The organism is Massilia antarctica (genome assembly GCF_015689335.1).
In the GTDB taxonomy this organism is placed as follows: Bacteria; Pseudomonadota; Gammaproteobacteria; order Burkholderiales; family Burkholderiaceae_D; genus Telluria_A; species Telluria_A antarctica.
This window is the reverse complement of the sequence record NZ_CP065053.1, coordinates 4,030,923-4,046,412: the sequence shown is the minus strand read 5'-3', so window position 1 is coordinate 4,046,412 and position 15,490 is coordinate 4,030,923. Positions and strand designations below refer to the sequence as shown.

At 61.5% G+C, this 15,490-nt stretch carries 16 protein-coding genes; 6 read left to right on the top strand and 10 right to left on the bottom strand.

What is annotated here, in order from left to right:
* Positions 1 to 557: 557 nt before the first annotated feature.
* The 4 genes from IV454_RS18110 to apbC all read right to left on the bottom strand — a co-directional run bounded on the left by IV454_RS18110 (position 558) and on the right by apbC (position 4,339).
* Positions 558 to 1,757 (bottom strand): right-handed parallel beta-helix repeat-containing protein, encoded by a 1,200-nt coding sequence (locus IV454_RS18110; protein WP_229521689.1) that lies wholly within the window; start codon positions 1,755 to 1,757, stop codon positions 558 to 560.
* Positions 1,758 to 1,920: 163 nt separating this feature from the next.
* Positions 1,921 to 2,697 (bottom strand): substrate-binding periplasmic protein, encoded by a 777-nt coding sequence (locus IV454_RS18105; RefSeq protein WP_206087215.1) that lies wholly within the window; start codon positions 2,695 to 2,697, stop codon positions 1,921 to 1,923.
* 58 nt (positions 2,698 to 2,755) lie between these two features.
* Positions 2,756 to 3,151: a DUF4399 domain-containing protein gene (locus tag IV454_RS18100; protein ID WP_229521687.1), complete on the bottom strand. Its 396-nt coding sequence runs from the start codon at positions 3,149 to 3,151 to the stop codon at positions 2,756 to 2,758.
* Positions 3,152 to 3,250: 99 nt separating this feature from the next.
* Positions 3,251 to 4,339: an iron-sulfur cluster carrier protein ApbC gene (apbC, locus tag IV454_RS18095; protein ID WP_206087213.1), complete on the bottom strand. Its 1,089-nt coding sequence runs from the start codon at positions 4,337 to 4,339 to the stop codon at positions 3,251 to 3,253.
* Between the two features lie 173 nt (positions 4,340 to 4,512).
* On the opposite strand from apbC, the gene metG reads away from it, so the two are divergent.
* The 6 genes from metG (at position 4,513) to panC (ending at position 10,826) form a co-directional block, all read left to right on the top strand.
* On the top strand, positions 4,513 to 6,645 hold the full coding sequence (gene metG, locus IV454_RS18090; RefSeq protein ID WP_206087212.1) for a methionine--tRNA ligase: 2,133 nt from the start codon (positions 4,513 to 4,515) through the stop codon (positions 6,643 to 6,645).
* A 19-nt stretch (positions 6,646 to 6,664) separates the two neighbouring features.
* Positions 6,665 to 7,144 carry a GNAT family N-acetyltransferase gene (locus IV454_RS18085; RefSeq protein WP_206087211.1) on the top strand — a complete coding sequence of 160 codons (480 nt, stop codon included), beginning with the start codon at positions 6,665 to 6,667 and terminating at the stop codon, positions 7,142 to 7,144.
* A gap of 214 nt (positions 7,145 to 7,358) precedes the next feature.
* A complete protein-coding gene (locus IV454_RS18080) occupies positions 7,359 to 8,675 on the top strand; it encodes an enoyl ACP reductase FabMG family protein (protein ID WP_206087210.1) in 1,317 nt (438 codons plus the stop codon).
* Positions 8,676 to 8,779: 104 nt separating this feature from the next.
* Positions 8,780 to 8,989, top strand: a complete 210-nt coding sequence (locus IV454_RS18075; RefSeq protein ID WP_099876892.1) for a DUF3460 family protein — start codon at positions 8,780 to 8,782, stop codon at positions 8,987 to 8,989.
* A gap of 17 nt (positions 8,990 to 9,006) precedes the next feature.
* On the top strand, positions 9,007 to 9,951 hold the full coding sequence (locus IV454_RS18070; protein WP_229521685.1) for a segregation and condensation protein A: 945 nt from the start codon (positions 9,007 to 9,009) through the stop codon (positions 9,949 to 9,951).
* Between the two features lie 35 nt (positions 9,952 to 9,986).
* Positions 9,987 to 10,826: a pantoate--beta-alanine ligase gene (panC, locus tag IV454_RS18065; protein ID WP_054267184.1), complete on the top strand. Its 840-nt coding sequence runs from the start codon at positions 9,987 to 9,989 to the stop codon at positions 10,824 to 10,826.
* A 289-nt stretch (positions 10,827 to 11,115) separates the two neighbouring features.
* Here panC and IV454_RS18060 read toward each other — a convergent pair whose 3' ends face one another.
* From IV454_RS18060 to IV454_RS18035, 6 genes are all read right to left on the bottom strand, one after another.
* The gene (locus IV454_RS18060; RefSeq protein WP_206087209.1) at positions 11,116 to 11,466 is read right to left on the bottom strand and encodes a hypothetical protein; all 351 of its coding nucleotides are present in this window, start codon (positions 11,464 to 11,466) and stop codon (positions 11,116 to 11,118) included.
* 10 nt (positions 11,467 to 11,476) lie between these two features.
* Positions 11,477 to 11,782 carry a cyclic-phosphate processing receiver domain-containing protein gene (locus tag IV454_RS18055; protein WP_206087208.1) on the bottom strand — a complete coding sequence of 102 codons (306 nt, stop codon included), beginning with the start codon at positions 11,780 to 11,782 and terminating at the stop codon, positions 11,477 to 11,479.
* Positions 11,783 to 11,929: 147 nt separating this feature from the next.
* Positions 11,930 to 13,138 (bottom strand): EAL and HDOD domain-containing protein, encoded by a 1,209-nt coding sequence (locus IV454_RS18050; protein ID WP_054267181.1) that lies wholly within the window; start codon positions 13,136 to 13,138, stop codon positions 11,930 to 11,932.
* A 73-nt stretch (positions 13,139 to 13,211) separates the two neighbouring features.
* Entirely contained in the window at positions 13,212 to 13,877 is a 666-nt protein-coding gene (gene cheZ, locus IV454_RS18045; RefSeq protein WP_206087207.1) for a protein phosphatase CheZ, read from the bottom strand.
* A gap of 2 nt (positions 13,878 to 13,879) precedes the next feature.
* A complete protein-coding gene (gene cheY, locus IV454_RS18040; RefSeq protein ID WP_054267179.1) occupies positions 13,880 to 14,278 on the bottom strand; it encodes a chemotaxis response regulator CheY in 399 nt (132 codons plus the stop codon).
* 138 nt (positions 14,279 to 14,416) lie between these two features.
* Positions 14,417 to 15,481 (bottom strand): protein-glutamate methylesterase/protein-glutamine glutaminase, encoded by a 1,065-nt coding sequence (locus IV454_RS18035; protein ID WP_206087206.1) that lies wholly within the window; start codon positions 15,479 to 15,481, stop codon positions 14,417 to 14,419.
* Between the last annotated feature and the right edge of the window lie 9 nt (positions 15,482 to 15,490).

Genomic DNA, 15,490 nt, shown 5'->3' with positions numbered 1-15,490 from the left:
CCCCAAATTTCGTGGTTCAGCTTTTTTCTGACCACAAACTCCAAGACCGTCTTTCCTGCCATTGGCAGAAACGTCTTCCCGCGCAGCGCCCAGTTTCAAGGAAACTCCTCAAATCTCTTGGAACTGTGCAAAGTCAGAGGCCGGCCCCAAATGGCGCTAACTCATGCTCCGTCGTTCCCGCGCAGGTCCCAGTTTCTATGAAACTCCTCAAATCTCTTGGAACTGTGCAAAGTGCGAGGGCGCTTCCAAATGGCGCTAACCTAAGCTCCGTCATTCCTGCCATTGGCAGAAATGACTTCCCGCGCAGGCGGGAATCCATAGCACATTCGTATATCGACGGTGCTATGGGGGAAACGCATGCGTTTCCGCCTGCGCGGGAGCGACGGTTTCGAGGTTTGGAGTCGCAAAGCTGCTCAAATTAGCGGCAAAGACTAGTTCCTGGAGAGGCGGGAATCAATTCCGTGGCGCAGTCACTGGCGGCTCGACGAACTTGGGTTCCCGCCTTCGCGGGAAGTCTTTTCTGCCAATGGCAGGAACGACGGATCGCAGGTTAGCGACTACGGCGCAATCGACGTCGACTCATACGCCCCGATATCGAGCTGGCTGCTCACCGGCCGTCCGATCCAGAACGCCACGTGCTTGTACTCGGCCACCGGCGTAAGCGAGTACCCCGTCGCCGACACCCCCGGATTGGTGCCCGCATTGACTACCAGCGGCGAAGGCGTCGGCCGCAGATCGTAGGTCGCGCGGTTCACGAAGCCCGGGGCGACCGAACGGTAATTGGTCTTGGCCACCGTGCTCACCTGCGTGCTCAAGGTCCCGATCCCCGAAAAAATATTGTTCTGCAGCAGAGCCGGCTTGGTCACACCAGAACCCACCATCACAAATACCCCGCGCGCGGTATCGTCGTTCAGGAAGGTGTTGTTGACCACATACAAATCATGCCCGGCATTGGTGGCGCCCTCTTCCCCGTAGGCCAGCATCGCCCCGTTCTGATTGGCGGCCGGCTGCTGGATCACATTGCCGATCACGTAAGAAGTGCCCGCATTCGGCAAATCGATTTCGTAACTCGGCTGCCCCGCCGCCGTCGAACCCGTTTCACCCGGACGCAGGCTGGAAAAGCGGTTGTACAGAATATGGTTGGTCTGCGCCCTCGACTTCAGGTTGTGGCCGACATTCGCATCATGCGAAAAGTTGCGACGGAACATCAAACTGCGCACATTGCCGATGTACAGATTGTGCGTCTGCCCCGTGCCGTACCCGTTATGCCCGAATTCGGTGCCTTCGATGACCACATCGCTGGCCAGGTTCACACCGCTCAGAATGCCATTCTCGTTATCGTGCAGGAAACTGTTGCGCAGGGTGAAGCCAGTTCCTTCCAGACGCAGCGCGGCGCCGTTACGGTCGGCAACCTTTGCGCCGAACATTTCCACGTTATCGATCAGAATGCTGTTACCGACCACGACCCAGATCGCCTTCCCCATCGCATTCTTGCCGGCGGCATCGATGCGCGGACGGCCGTTCACACCGCGGATCGTCAGATAACTGGCGTAGATGCCGCAAACGTCGCCGCTGTACAACACACCGCCGGCAATCTCGATCACATCGCCATTTTTAGCGGCGGCAAACGCGCGGCACGGCGTCGCATAGGTCTTGCCGGGGCCGACGCTCAACACCGCCGCCGAGGCAGCGCCCTGCACGCCCAACACGGCAAGCGCCGACAGGCACGCAGCGCGCACTACGTTTTTCTTCATCATCTTGTCTCCTGGGGGAGCAGGCGGGCGCTGTCACGCTTCCTGCGAAAAATCAACTTGGAATATGACCGTTGTCAAAGCGTCATTGCGTATGGTACCCGCAAGTTGTCGATTCTACGAGGAAGTTATGAGCGCCGGCGCTCCTGAGACAGGCGCCGGCCGCCGTTCAGGGAACCTGGACGTTGAGGCGCTTGCCGAGCTTGCGCAGTTCGCCACTGTCGACATAGGCATTGAAGGCATGGTCGAAACGCGCGCGCATGACGTCGTACTCGGGACGCCGCGGAAAAGCGAAAAAGCCGCGTTGCAGGCAAATGGTGCGGCCCACGGGCACCACCTTGCCTTCCAGCGCCAGCAGCGGGACGACCGGCTCGGTATTGCGCACGTTGCTGGCGAACAAATCCACCCGCCCGTGCGAGAGCATGGTCAGCGCCGATTCGACCGAATTCGTCACGCTGACCAACAAGTCCTTGCGCGCGGCATCGAATTCGTCGCCATAGGCCCAGCCGTTGATGATGACGATGCGCTTGCCGCGCAGGGACGCATAGCTGCCGTCCCAGGCAAACGGCGCATTGCTGCGCGAGAAAAACACCATCTGGTCCTGATAGAAAGGACGCTCGGAAAACGTAAAGAGCTCGAGCCGCTCGGGTGATTTGTAGGGGCCGACGAGGATGTCGGCCTGCCCCTGCGCCACCATCGACTGCGCGCGCGCCCAGGGATACAGCTCGAAATACACCGGCTGGCCCAGTTCGCCGGCGATGGCACGGATGATCTCGACCGCCATGCCCGAAAATTCGCCATTGGCGCGCTCATAAACGCGCGCGAAGTGAGCGCCCACCACCAGCAGCTCGCGCGGCGCGGCGCCGGCCGGCAAAGCCAGCGCGGCGGCCGCGCCCAGCAACAGGGCACGGCGGGCGGCATCGACAGGGGAATTGGAGCGCTTCATGGAGGAAATTGTTTTCTCGACAAAAACAATTGTACTGCCCACAGCGCTCGCGGGGGAATTACTTGACGGTCACCTTGATCGATTTGCTCATCGGCGTACCGTAGGACTGGTGCGCGCCGTTGGCGAATTGCATGGTCAGGGTATATTCACCGGGCGGCAGCTTGACCTCGGTTTCGGTCTGGCCTTTACCGAAATGCAAGTGCTTGTCGTCGAAGGGGACCGAATCGCCTTCCTTGATCGCGGCGCCGTTGATGACCAGGTGATGGTGGCCGGTATTGGCCGCCAGCGCGCCGGCCGGCTTGACTTCCATGCCTTCGACGGCGAACTTGACCTTGAACGGGCTTTTGACGGTCGCGCCATCTTCCGGCTCGACGAAGGAAACCGATTGGGCGAACGCGCCTGCCGTGGCCAGCAGAGAGGCGGAAAAGACGAGGTGTTTGATGAACGATTTCAAGTGGATTCCTTTGCGGTTGGTAAAAGGCTGCCTGGCGCAGGACGCGCCAGGCCTGGCCTGATGTGCATGTGGGCGCCGGGCGCCCCACATGCGCCTGGCTTAGTCATTCTTGATGACAATGCTGGGGAACTTGCTGGTCATGTCTTTCGCCTTTTCGGCGATCTTGATGGCCACCTTGCGTGCGATATCCTTGTAGATCTGCGCCACCGGACCGTTGGGCTCGGCCACCACCGTCGGGCGGCCAGAATCGGTCTGTTCGCGGATCGACATGGTCAGCGGCAAGGCGCCGAGGAACTCCACGCCGAAGTCGGCGCACATCTTGGCGCCGCCGCCATGACCGAAAATCGCTTCCGTGTGGCCGCAGTTCGAGCAGATATGGGTGCTCATGTTTTCCACCACGCCGAGGATCGGAATGCCGACTTTCTCGAACATTTTCAAGCCCTTGCGGGCATCGAGCAGGGCGATGTCCTGCGGGGTGGTGACGATCACCGCGCCCGTGACCGGCACTTTTTGGGACAGGGTCAGCTGGATGTCGCCGGTGCCTGGCGGCATGTCGACGATCAGGTAATCGAGGTCGCGCCAGTTGGTTTGCTCCAGCAACTGTTGCAGCGCCTGCGTGACCATCGGGCCGCGCCACACCATCGGCTCGTCCGGATCGATCATGAAGCCGATCGAGGATACCTGCAAACCATGGTTTTCCAGCGGTTCCATGGTCTTGCCGTCAGACGTTTCCGGACGGCCGTTAATACCCAGCATCATCGGCTGCGAGGGACCATAAATATCCGCGTCCAGCACGCCCACGCTTGCGCCCTCGGCCGCCAGGGCCAGGGCCAGGTTGACCGCCGTGGTCGACTTGCCCACGCCGCCCTTGCCGGACGCCACCGCGATGATATTCTTCACGTTCGGCATGATTTTCAGGCCGCGCTGCACGGTGTGCGAAATAATCTTGGAATACACGTTCGGATTGATCCGGCCCGCGCCCGGCAGCGCCTGCAGGGCGGCCACGATGGCGCTACGGATCATGTCGATCTGGCTTTTCGCCGGATAGCCGAGCTCGACGTCGAGCGAGATATCGTTGCCGTCGAGCTTGATATTCTTGATCGTCTTGGAAGAGACGAAATCTTTCTGGGTGTTCGGATCGATAACCGCCGTCAGTGCATTCTTGACGTCTTCTACTGTGATGCTCATGTAAATCTCCAGGGAATATGATGCCGAAACATGCCGAAGTTTAGCGCAAATCGCCTTGTCAAGCCTTGCCTGAATGGCAAATCCGGGCAAACCCCTGTGCGCAGTCGGGTCATCCGCTGGTAAAATGCTTCTCTGTTTTTCTTGATAAACTTTCCAATAAGCGCATTTCAACCATGACTCGCAAGCTGTTCGTCACCACCGCCCTGCCTTACGCCAACGGCGCCTTTCACATCGGCCACATGATGGAATACATCCAGGCCGATATCTGGGTCCGTTTTCAGCGAATGCAACGCGACGGCGACCTCCAGCGTGAAGTCCACTTCGTCTGCGCCGACGATACCCACGGCACGCCGATCATGATCGCGGCCGAAAAGAAAGGCATCACGCCCCAGGAATTCGTGGCCAAGATCGCGGCCGACCGTCCGCAATACCTGGACGGCTTCCACATTGCCTTCGATAACTGGTATTCGACCGATTCGCCGGAAAACGTGGAGCTGTCGCAAGGCATCTACCGCAAGCTGCGCGACACCGGCCTGATCGTCACCAAGACGGTCGACCGCTTCTTCGACCCGGTCAAAGGCATGTTCCTGGCCGACCGCAACATCAAGGGCGAGTGCCCGAAATGCGGCGCCAAGGACCAGTACGGCGACAATTGCGAAGTCTGCGGCGCGGCTTACCAGCCGACCGAACTGGTGAACCCGTTCTCGGTCTTCACCGGCTCCACGCCGATCCTGAAACCGTCGGAACAGTATTTCTTCGCCCTGTCCGACCCGCGCTGCTACACCTTCCTCAAGGAATGGCTGAACACGCCTGGCCGTTTGCAGTCGGAAATGGTCAACAAGGTCTCCGAATGGCTCGGCGACGCCGGCGAAAAGCTGGCCGACTGGGATATTTCGCGCGACGCGCCCTACTTCGGCATCCCGATTCCCGATGCGCCGGGCAAGTTCTTCTATGTCTGGCTGGACGCGCCGGTCGGCTACCTGGCCAGCCTGAAAAATTACTGCAGCAAGAAAGGGATGGATTTCGATGCCCTGCTGAATGACCCGGACACCGAGCAAGTCCACTTCATCGGTAAGGATATCGTCTCCTTCCACCTGCTGTTCTGGCCCGCCATGCTCAATTTCGCCGGTCACCCGGTGATCGACAAGCTGAAAGTCAATGTGCACGGCCACCTGACACTGAACGGTGAAAAAATGGCCAAGTCGCGCGGCACCGGCATTTCGCCGCTGCGCTACCTCGACCTGAAGATGAATCCGGAATGGCTGCGCTACTACATCGCCTTCAAGCTGAACTCGAAGGTGGAAGACCTCGACTTCAATGGCGAGGATTTCATTGCGCGCGTGAATAGCGACCTGATCGGCAAATACGTCAACATCGCCAGCCGCTGCGCCGGTTTCATCGCCAAGAATTTCGACGGCAAGCTGACCTCCACCCTGTCGCCGCACGCGCAGCAGTGGATTGGCCGCGCGCTGACGGTTGACGGCAACGAACGCCAGGCCAGCATCGCCGCCAACTTCGAAAACCGCGAGTTCGGCAAGGCGCTGCGCGAAATCATGGAAATCGCCGACATCACCAACCAGTATGTCGATGAAAACAAGCCATGGATTTTGGCCAAGGACCCGGAAAAAACCGCGCAACTGCACGATGTGTGCACCACCGCGCTGATTTTGTTCCGCCAGATCACCATCATGCTCTCGCCGGTGCTGCCGCAGATTGCCACCAAGGTCGCCGAATTCCTGCGCGACGATACGCTGAGCTGGAGCGACACGACGGGCGCCGCCGTGTACGAAACCATGCTCGGCCGCGAAATCGGCGCCTACAGCCACCTGATGACCCGCATCGACGCCAAGATGGTTGAAGCGCTGATCGACAAGCCGGCAGTTGCGGCCGTGACCGCTCCTGCGCCGGCCGTCGCCGCACCGGCCCTGGATGCGCCTGAACGTGGCGATATCGAAGAACTGGCGCCGGAAATCAAGATCGACGACTTCACCAAGATCGACCTGCGCATCGCCAAAATCGTCAACTGCGAACAGGTGGACGGCTCCGACAAGCTGCTGCGCCTGACCCTGGACGTGGGCGAAGGCCGCCTGCGCAACGTGTTCTCCGGCATCAAATCGGCCTATACGCCCGAGCAGCTGATCGGCAAGCTGACCGTGCTGGTAGCCAACCTGGCACCGCGCAAGATGAAGTTCGGCATTTCCGAAGGCATGGTCCTGTGCGCCTCCGCCGCCGACGAGACGGCGAATCCGGGCCTGTACGTGCTGGAACCATGGCCGGGCGCGCAGCCTGGCATGCGCATCAGCTAACGGCCAGCGAAAGCCAAGGATGAACCTCATGGTGCGCCCGGCAAACGATGACGACGCCCAACTGATCGCCGACCTGACCCGGGCATCCTGGGCCGGCACGGTGGCGGTGACGTCAAGCGGGCACCGCGAAACCGCCCAGCGCGTGGCCGAACAGCTGCGCTGCGGCGGCGCCTTCATCCTGCTGCAGGACGATACGCCGGTCGGCTCGGTGCGCTGGGCGCCGCACGACCTCGAACCGGACGTGTGGGAAATCCGGCGCATGGGCGTGCTGCCGCAATGCCGCGGCGGCAATCTGTCCCAGCACCTGCTCGAAGCGGTGATCCATCAAAGCCTGGCCAGCGGCGTGCAGGAACTGCGGCTGGCCGTGCGCAGCGACCAGCCCAAGCTGCTCGACCTGTACGCCGCCTACGAATTCGAACTGGCCGACGAACTCGAATATTCCCATGCCAACGCGGCCGAACCACCGCCGCGCGTGATGCGGCGCGTGCTGCGTCATTAAAACGATCGCCCTTCTTGCAAAGAGTCACATGAGTGCCGGTATCGGAACGCCGATATCGAAGGCCGCAAGCGGGCGCCGCAAGCGGGCGCCGCAAGCGGGGGGCTATAATGTCGCGCTTGACGAGAAAAACAACATGCCCCGCACCTGCGTCCCCACGGCGCCGGCCGGGGTGGTGGGCCCGGCGCCCGAACCTTCTTACTTTTGAGTGGTATCTATGACCGAATTGACTTCCTTGAGGCACATCCCGAACACCAAGCTGTTTCGCAAAGGCGACGTGTTCGTCCTGTTCGGCGAACTGTTCGGCCGCGGCTACGCTAACGGCCTGATCGATGAGGCACGCGAGGCCGGCATGACCATCGTCGGCATCACGGTCGGGCGCCGTGACGAGAATAACGCGCTGCGCGCACTCAACGAAGAAGAACTGGCCGAAGCCGAAGCCAAGCTGGGCGGACGCATCATCAATCTGCCGCTGATGGCCGGCTTCGACCTCGACGCACCCGAAGGCGAACGGAACCCGACCGAAATGCTGGCCGGCCTGACCCTCAAGGGCTGGCAGGAAGAAAAGCTGGACTGGACCGCTGTCGAGCGCTGCCGTGAAGTCGGCGTGCGCCGCTTCGCCTCCTCCACCGCCCAGGCCATGGCCGAGATCGACAAGCTGATTCCCGACGGCAGCAATGTCTTCTTCGCCCACACCATGGCCGGCGGCATTCCCAAGATCAAGGCCTTCCTGGCCATCGCCAACCGCATCTACAAGGGCCGCGGCGAACGCTTCATGTCCTCGCGCGAATTGCTCGACAGCGACCTCGGCAAGCTGATCTTGATGAACTTCGACGAAGTCACCGCGAACACCCTGCAACACCTGATTACCGCCAGCGCCGCCATCCGCGAGCGCATCACCGCCAAGGGCGGCCAGGTACGCTACACGGCTTACGGCTACCACGGCAGCGAGATCCTGATCGACGGCAAGTACCAGTGGCAGACCTACACCAACTACACCCAGGGCTACGCCAAGATGCGCCTCGAAAGCATTGCGCAGGCAGCATGGGCGCAGGGAATCAGCGCCACCGTGTTCAACTGCCCGGAAATCCGCACCAACTCGTCGGACATTTTCGCCGGTGTCGAACTGTCGCTGTTCCCCTTGCTCGCCGCCCTGAAACGCGAAGGTGGCGGCGCCTGGGCCGAGCAGCAATGGACCATCTGCCAGGAACTGCTCAACGATGGCGTCTCCTTGCAAAGCCTGATCGACCAGATCGAGGCCTACAACAACGACCCGGTCAGCGCCACCTTCCGCAACTTCGATGCCTGGCCGATGGACAACACGCCGCCCCTGGCGGAAGTGATGATCGGCACCTCGGACGAGATGACCAAGTTGCACAAGGACCGCAAGGCCCTGATCACCGACCACCTGAGCGCGCTGGTGCTGGAAAGCGCCGGTCCATTGATGTTTTATGGCGCTTCCGAGAAAATCGCCCCCGTGGTATGGCTCAATCACGACATCATCGCCAGGCAGCTGAACCTGCTGCACCCGTAAGCGCACGAGCGTACGACCTCGTCGGGCCGCCACGGTGCCCGACGAATTCCCCCTGCCGCCTTGCTCGCGGTAAAATAGCATTGTCCGCTACCCAAGAACCTATTATGAAACTGACCAAACAATTCCAGCTCTACGAATCCGACCACACCAAGTTCATCCGCGAACTCAAGGCCAAGAATCCCGAGATGGAAGCCGGTCAGATCGCCGGCCGCGCGCTGCTGTGGGACAAGGCCCCGACTTCCCTGGCCGAGCAGGATAAAACCAAGGAATCGCGGGTCAGCCAACAGGCCTACGTGTACCAGAACAAACTCTGACATCCCAGGGCGAGACCATGTTGCCAGATGAGGCGGCGACGGAAGAACTCGCCACGGAGCCAGATGGCTCGCGACGCGACGCGCCAGGCGACGCGCCAGGCGACGCGCCAGGCGATGCGCCGACTGACGCGCCTGCGGCGCCGCTCGAGCTGCCGGCGGTACTGGAGACGCCGGCCGAGGTGCCCGCCTTTGCCCGTTTGTACGGCGAGCCCATGCTGCGCATGCCGACCGACCTGTTCATTCCGCCCGACGCGCTGGAAATCTTCCTCGATGCTTTCGAAGGTCCGCTCGACCTGCTGCTCTACCTGATCCGCAAGCAAAACTTCAACATCCTCGACATTCCGATGGCGCAGGTCACCCTGCAATACCTGAAATATGTCGACCAGATCCGCCTGCACAACCTGGAACTGGCCGCCGAATACCTGCTGATGGCCGCCATGCTGATCGAAATCAAATCACGCATGCTGCTGCCCCAGCGCCTGCCCGACGACGACCTGCTCGACACCTACGACCCACGCGCCGACCTGGTGCGCCGCTTGCTCGACTACGAGCAGATCAAGCTGGCCGCCTACGAAATCAACGCCATTCCCCAGCTCGACCGCGACTTCACCCGGCCCGCCTTGTTCGTCGAACAGAGCAACATCCCGAACTGGCCCGATGTCGACCCGGTCGACCTGCAGCGCGCCTGGCTGGACGTGCTCAAACGCGCCAAGCTGACCCAGCATCACCGCATCAGCCGCCAGGAACTGTCGGTGCGCGAGCACATGACCTCGATTCTGCGCCAGCTGCAATCGGCGCGCTTCGTCGAATTTGCCGACTTGTTCCAGGGCCAGGGCGGCGTGCCCATCGTCGTGGTGCACTTCGTGGCCATGCTGGAACTGGCCAAGGAAACCCTGATAGAAATTACCCAGGCCGAGCCGTTCGCGCCGATTTACGTGCGCCTCGCCTACTCCCCGGCGTAAGCCGATTCATTTGATACCCGTTTGAGGAAAGCCCCATGAAAATCATCTCTTCCGTTGAAGAATTGCGCGACCAGCTCAGCGGCCAGCTGCGCACGGCCTTCGTGCCGACAATGGGCAACCTGCACGAAGGGCATCTGTCGCTGATGCGTCTGGCGCGCAAGCATGGCGACCCGGTGGTGGCCTCGATCTTCGTCAACCGGCTGCAATTCGGGCCGAACGAAGACTTCGACAAATACCCGCGCACCTTCCAGGCCGACGTCGAGAAACTGGAAAAAGAAGGCGTGTACGTGCTGTTCGCGCCGACAGAGAAAGACTTGTACCCGGAGCCGCAAGAATTCCGCGTCAGCCCGCCGCAAGACCTGGGCAATACCCTGGAAGGGGAATTCCGTCCGGGCTTCTTCACCGGCGTGACCACCATCGTCCTGAAACTGTTTTCGTGCGTGCAACCGAAGGTGGCCGTGTTCGGCAAGAAGGATTATCAGCAGCTGATGATGGTGCGCAACATGAGCCGTCAATTCGCGCTGCCAACGCAAATCATCGCGGCCGAGACCTGGCGTGCGGACGACGGGCTGGCACTCTCGTCGCGCAATATGTACCTGTCGGAAGCGGAGCGGGCCGAAGCGCCGGCGTTGTACCAGAGTCTGAATGCGGTGGCGAACGAAGTGCGTTCAGGCCACCTGGACATTTTCCAGCTTGAGCACAAGGCGATGGAAGACCTGGCGCGACGTGGCTGGAAGCCCGACTACATCTCGATCCGCAAGCAAAACGACCTGCAGCCGCCGACGGCCGGCGACCTGGCGCAAGGCGCGCCGCTGGTAGTCCTGGCGGCGGCCAAGCTGGGCACCACCCGCCTGATCGACAACCTGGAAATCTGAACCATTTCCCAACCGGGGTCCGACCTCTGATTCGAAACATTTCCCAACCGGGGTCCGACCTCTGACTCGAAACATTTCCCGCTCGACGCCCCGCTTTACCTGGCCGATGGGGTTTAGTCGGAGTTTGGTTAGCTGCAGCGAGCTCAGACGTCGTTTTGTCGCTTCGTCGCCAGTCGTGTGCACCGGAGGTCTGAACCCTGACGAAAAAATTTCTAATCAGAGGTCAGACCCCGGTTGGACCGTCCTGACGAAAAAATTTCTAATCAGAGGTCAGACCCCGGTTGGACCGTCAGAATCTGCCCTTGAATTTGCAGTTGCTGACGCGGCGCTTGCGCGTCTTGCAGCGCTCCACACGCGTCGTGCCTTGGGCGTCGTTATCGATCTCCACGGCGAACAGCCTGCCATCGACGCAACGCGCACTCCACAGCGCCGTGTCGCGCTCGTCGCTGCCTTGGTATATCGCGCGCTTGATCCCGATGCAGCGGATGCCCGCATCCGTCACCGCTTCCCCCAGCGCGGCCTTGCGCTTGGTTTGCGTCATCTTTGCCAGCTGCATGTGAACCGGATTGGCACTGGCCGCGCCGGACAGCGCGGCGATCAGGACGCCTGCGACCAGGCGTGAGATCAGTTGTTTCCCCACAAAACTTCCTTCATTCAGTGCCAGCGTGGCCGGCGTAACGTTCAATTGTTCGGATTCCTGCTTCCATTTTTTCCCGTGCCGAGGCATTGGCCGAGTGCACCCGCATCGCTGGCGGCCGAAAGCCGGCGGTAAATACCTGTTCCTCGACCCACAACACCACATCGTAGCCAGTGCCGCGCGCATCGTCGCCCAGGTCGTGGTCCAGGCTGAGGTGCGTCACCGCGCCGCCCGCCAACAAGGCAATAGCCTGGTCCGGCCAGTAGACCCGCACCCAGCCATCGGGTGTGGCACGTTCATCGTCAAGATATACTTTCATCAACACCTGCCGCCTTCCCCGCGAGAGCATACCCGTTTCGCCAAAAAATGGCAAAAAAACAACCGGGGCCAGGGCTCCGATCAGTAAGATTTCTGATCGGAGCCCTGGCCCCGGTTAAGTAATAAAGCCTTGTGGCAATGCTGTGGGTCAGGTCGTCAGGTTTTGCGCCCAGGCCAGTGCCGACAGGTGGGCCTTGTTGACGTCGACCGGCGCAATGTTGATCGACTTGGCCAAGGAGGCTACCAGCTGCGAGTTGAGCTCGCACGCTTCGGCCAGCGCCAGGTAGGGTCCATACGCGCCGCCACGGGTGAGCAGCGCGCGCACCACTTCGTCCGGCAGCTGGATGGTGTCGAGCACTTCCTTCATCGACAGGCCCAGCAGGCGGTCGAGCAGGGAGAACATGCCGGTCATGAACAGGTTTTCGCTCTCGCTGCGCGGCAAGCCCTTGTTGCCGAGCAGCTCGGTCAGGCGCCCGCGCACCACCGCCGTTTCCATCAGTACCGGCGAGTAGCCGCTGGTGCTGGCCGTGGCCAGCAACAAGGTCAGCCAGCGGTACATCGGCGAGTAGCCCAGCATGGTGATGGCCTGGCGCAAGGATTGAATCTCGCGCCCGACCCCGAAGCCGGCCGAGTTGATGAAACGCAGCAGCTTGTACGAGAGCGCCGGATCGCGCTTGAGCACGCTTTCGATCTTGGGAATGTCTTCGTTCTTTTGCACCATCTGCATCAGTTGCAGGATGATGGTCTGGGCCGGGTTCATGCCCTTGACGGGCATGCCGGGACGTGGCGTCAGGTGCAGCTTGCCGACAAAGGCGTCCAGGCCGAGCGCGGCGCAGGCGTCGAAGTCGGACCAGGTGGCGACCGGACGGCCGACCATGCGCACCGACGATTGCTTGGCCGCCGCGTAGGTGCGGGCCTGGGCCGCCACGTCGGCGCCCGAGAAGCGTACTTCGATGTAGGAAGCGCTCATGCCGAGGTTCTTGCCCAGGTGGGCCAGGTCGCCGTCGCGCACCGAAATGCCAACGCCGCCGGCGCGCAAGCCCTGTACCGCGGCCAGGGTGTCCGGGTCGGCCAGGTCGGACGCCTTCATGGTCAGCACGGTGCGCTCGGGCGGCATGGCGAACAGGGCGTCGGTCGAGAGCATGTTCGGGACCGCGTCCAGGAACAGGATCTTGTCTTTCAGCAGCCAGCCATGCTCGTCGTCATTGACGTTTTCGGCGACGAAGCCGATCAGCGCTTCGAGCTCTTCGTCGGTGACGGGCTGGTCTTCTTGATGCTGCCAGGATAATTCATAACCGATCACGCGCTGCTTGGGATCGAGCAGGGGTTCGCGGACGATAAAGTTTGATTCGTGCATTGTATGGGTCGTTAAGGTGATGCCGATGCGAAAGCGGGGCAATGCACCCCGCCTGACTTAAAATCGCGGACGCTTAAAAGCCAAGACTGTCCAGCAGATCGTCGACCTGGCCCTGGTTCGAGACCACGTCGTGCCGGGTCGGATCGATTTGCGGGCCATTGAGCAGCCCGTTGTCGTATTCACGCTTGACCTCGGCCGGCGCGAAATCGACCAGCATTTGCACCAGTTGCTGTTCCAGGTTGCGGGTAATCGTGGTCACCTTGGTGATCACTTGCCCGGTCAGGTCCTGGAAGTCCTGGGCCATCATGATATCCATCAGGTAGCCCTTGGTGTCGCTGCTGGCCGTGCGTGCCCGGGCCATGGCCGCCACGCTGCGCTCGGCCAGCGCGCGCCATTCGGCGTCGCTGGTGGCGGGCGCATCGAGCAGCGCTTGCCACGAGGCCGACAGGCCGGCCGCGCCGCTGTCGATCTGGTCCTGCAGCGGGCCGGCCGCCTCGGTCGCGGTGAGCACCTTCTGGGCTGCCTGTTCGGACAGGCGCGCCACGTAGTCGAGGCGGTCGCGCGCATCCGGAATGTCGCTGGCGGCCTTTTCGATCAGCTTGTCCAGGCCCAGGCCGCGCAGGCTGTCGTGCAGCGCGCGCGTCATGTGCCCGATGCGGCTGAGGAACTCGTCGTGCACACCAGGTTCGTCCGAACCAGCGCCCGCCTGGCCTGCGCCTCCGGTGAGGTGCTCGCTCATGGTCACGCTCCGCTTTTTTCGAGCTTCTCGAAAATCTTGTTCAGCTTTTCGTCGAGCGTGGCGGCCGTGAACGGCTTGACGACATAGCCATTGGCGCCTGCCTGCGCGGCGGCGATGATGTTCTCTTTTTTGGCTTCCGCCGTCACCATCAGCACCGGCAGCTTGGCCAGCGCGGGATCGGCGCGGATGTTCTGCAGCATGGTCAGGCCATCCATATTCGGCATGTTCCAGTCCGAGACCACGAAGTCGAAGGTTTCGCTGCGCAGCTTGGCCAGCGCCATGACGCCGTCTTCCGCCTCGTCGACATTGGCATAACCCAGTTCTTTCAACAGATTACGCACAATGCGGCGCATCGTGGAGAAATCGTCAACAACTAAAAAACGCATCTTTGGATCGGCCATTAAATTACTCCGTTGATTCTCTTGCTTTGGTTATTGACAGACTTCCCCACCTGCGGAAGCAGACTAAAGGATAGCAGTTTTGTTGCTGTGAAGCGAATAAACGAACAGCAAAAAGATAGTAAATCGAACCAAACCGGATCAAACGCGCAACGCGCGGCTGCCATGCGTTGCCAGATAGCCAAGGACCATGCCCGGCAGCGCGCTCAGGGCCCCCACTTCGTGGGTGCCGCCCATGGCGATCGCTTCGCGCGGCATGCCGAACACCACGCACGAAGCCTCGTCCTGGGCGAAGTTGTAGGCGCCCGCGGTCTTCATTTCCAGCATGCCGGCGGCGCCGTCCTTGCCCATCCCGGTCAGGATCACGCCGACCGCGTTTTTACCGGCCGCCTGGGCCGCCGAGCGGAACAGCACGTCGACCGAGGGGCGGTGCCGGTTGACCGGTTCGCTCTGTTCGATGCGGGTCACATAGTTGGCGCCCGAACGCGCCAGCAGCAGGTGCGAGTGGCCGGGCGCGATGTAGGCGTGGCCGGGCAGGACGCGCTCGTCGCCGGCCGCTTCGCGCACGCTGATCTTGCACAGGGTGTCGAGGCGGCGCGCGAACGAGGTGGTGAACCCTTCCGGCATATGCTGGGCGATCAGGATGCCGGGGCAGTCGGACGGCATCTGCATCAGGAATTCGCGGATCGCCTCGGTGCCGCCGGTCGAGGCGCCGATGATGATCAGCTTTTCCGACGAGGTGAGCGGATTGCGCAGGGCCGGCAGCGCCCCGACCACCTTTTCGCCGGTCACGGTGCGCGGCTTGATGCGCGCCTTGGAGGCGGCGCGGATCTTGTCGGCGATCAGTTCGGTGTATTCGCGCATCCCGCTCTGGATCGAGATCTTCGGCTTGGTGACGAAATCGACCGCGCCCAGTTCCAGCGCGCGCATCGTGATTTCGGAACCGCGCTCGGTCAGGGAAGACACCATCACCACCGGCATCGGGCGCAGGCGCATCAGCTTTTCGAGGAAATCGAGGCCGTCCATCTTGGGCATCTCGACGTCGAGCGTGAGCACGTCCGGGTTGGTCTGCTTGATCAGTTCACGCGCCACCAGCGGATCGGGCGCCACACCAACCACTTCCATGTCGGGCTGGCTCGAAATGATCTCGCTCATGACGCTGCGGATCAGCGCCGAATCGTCCACGATCAGTACTTTGATCTTCATATTGGGCTT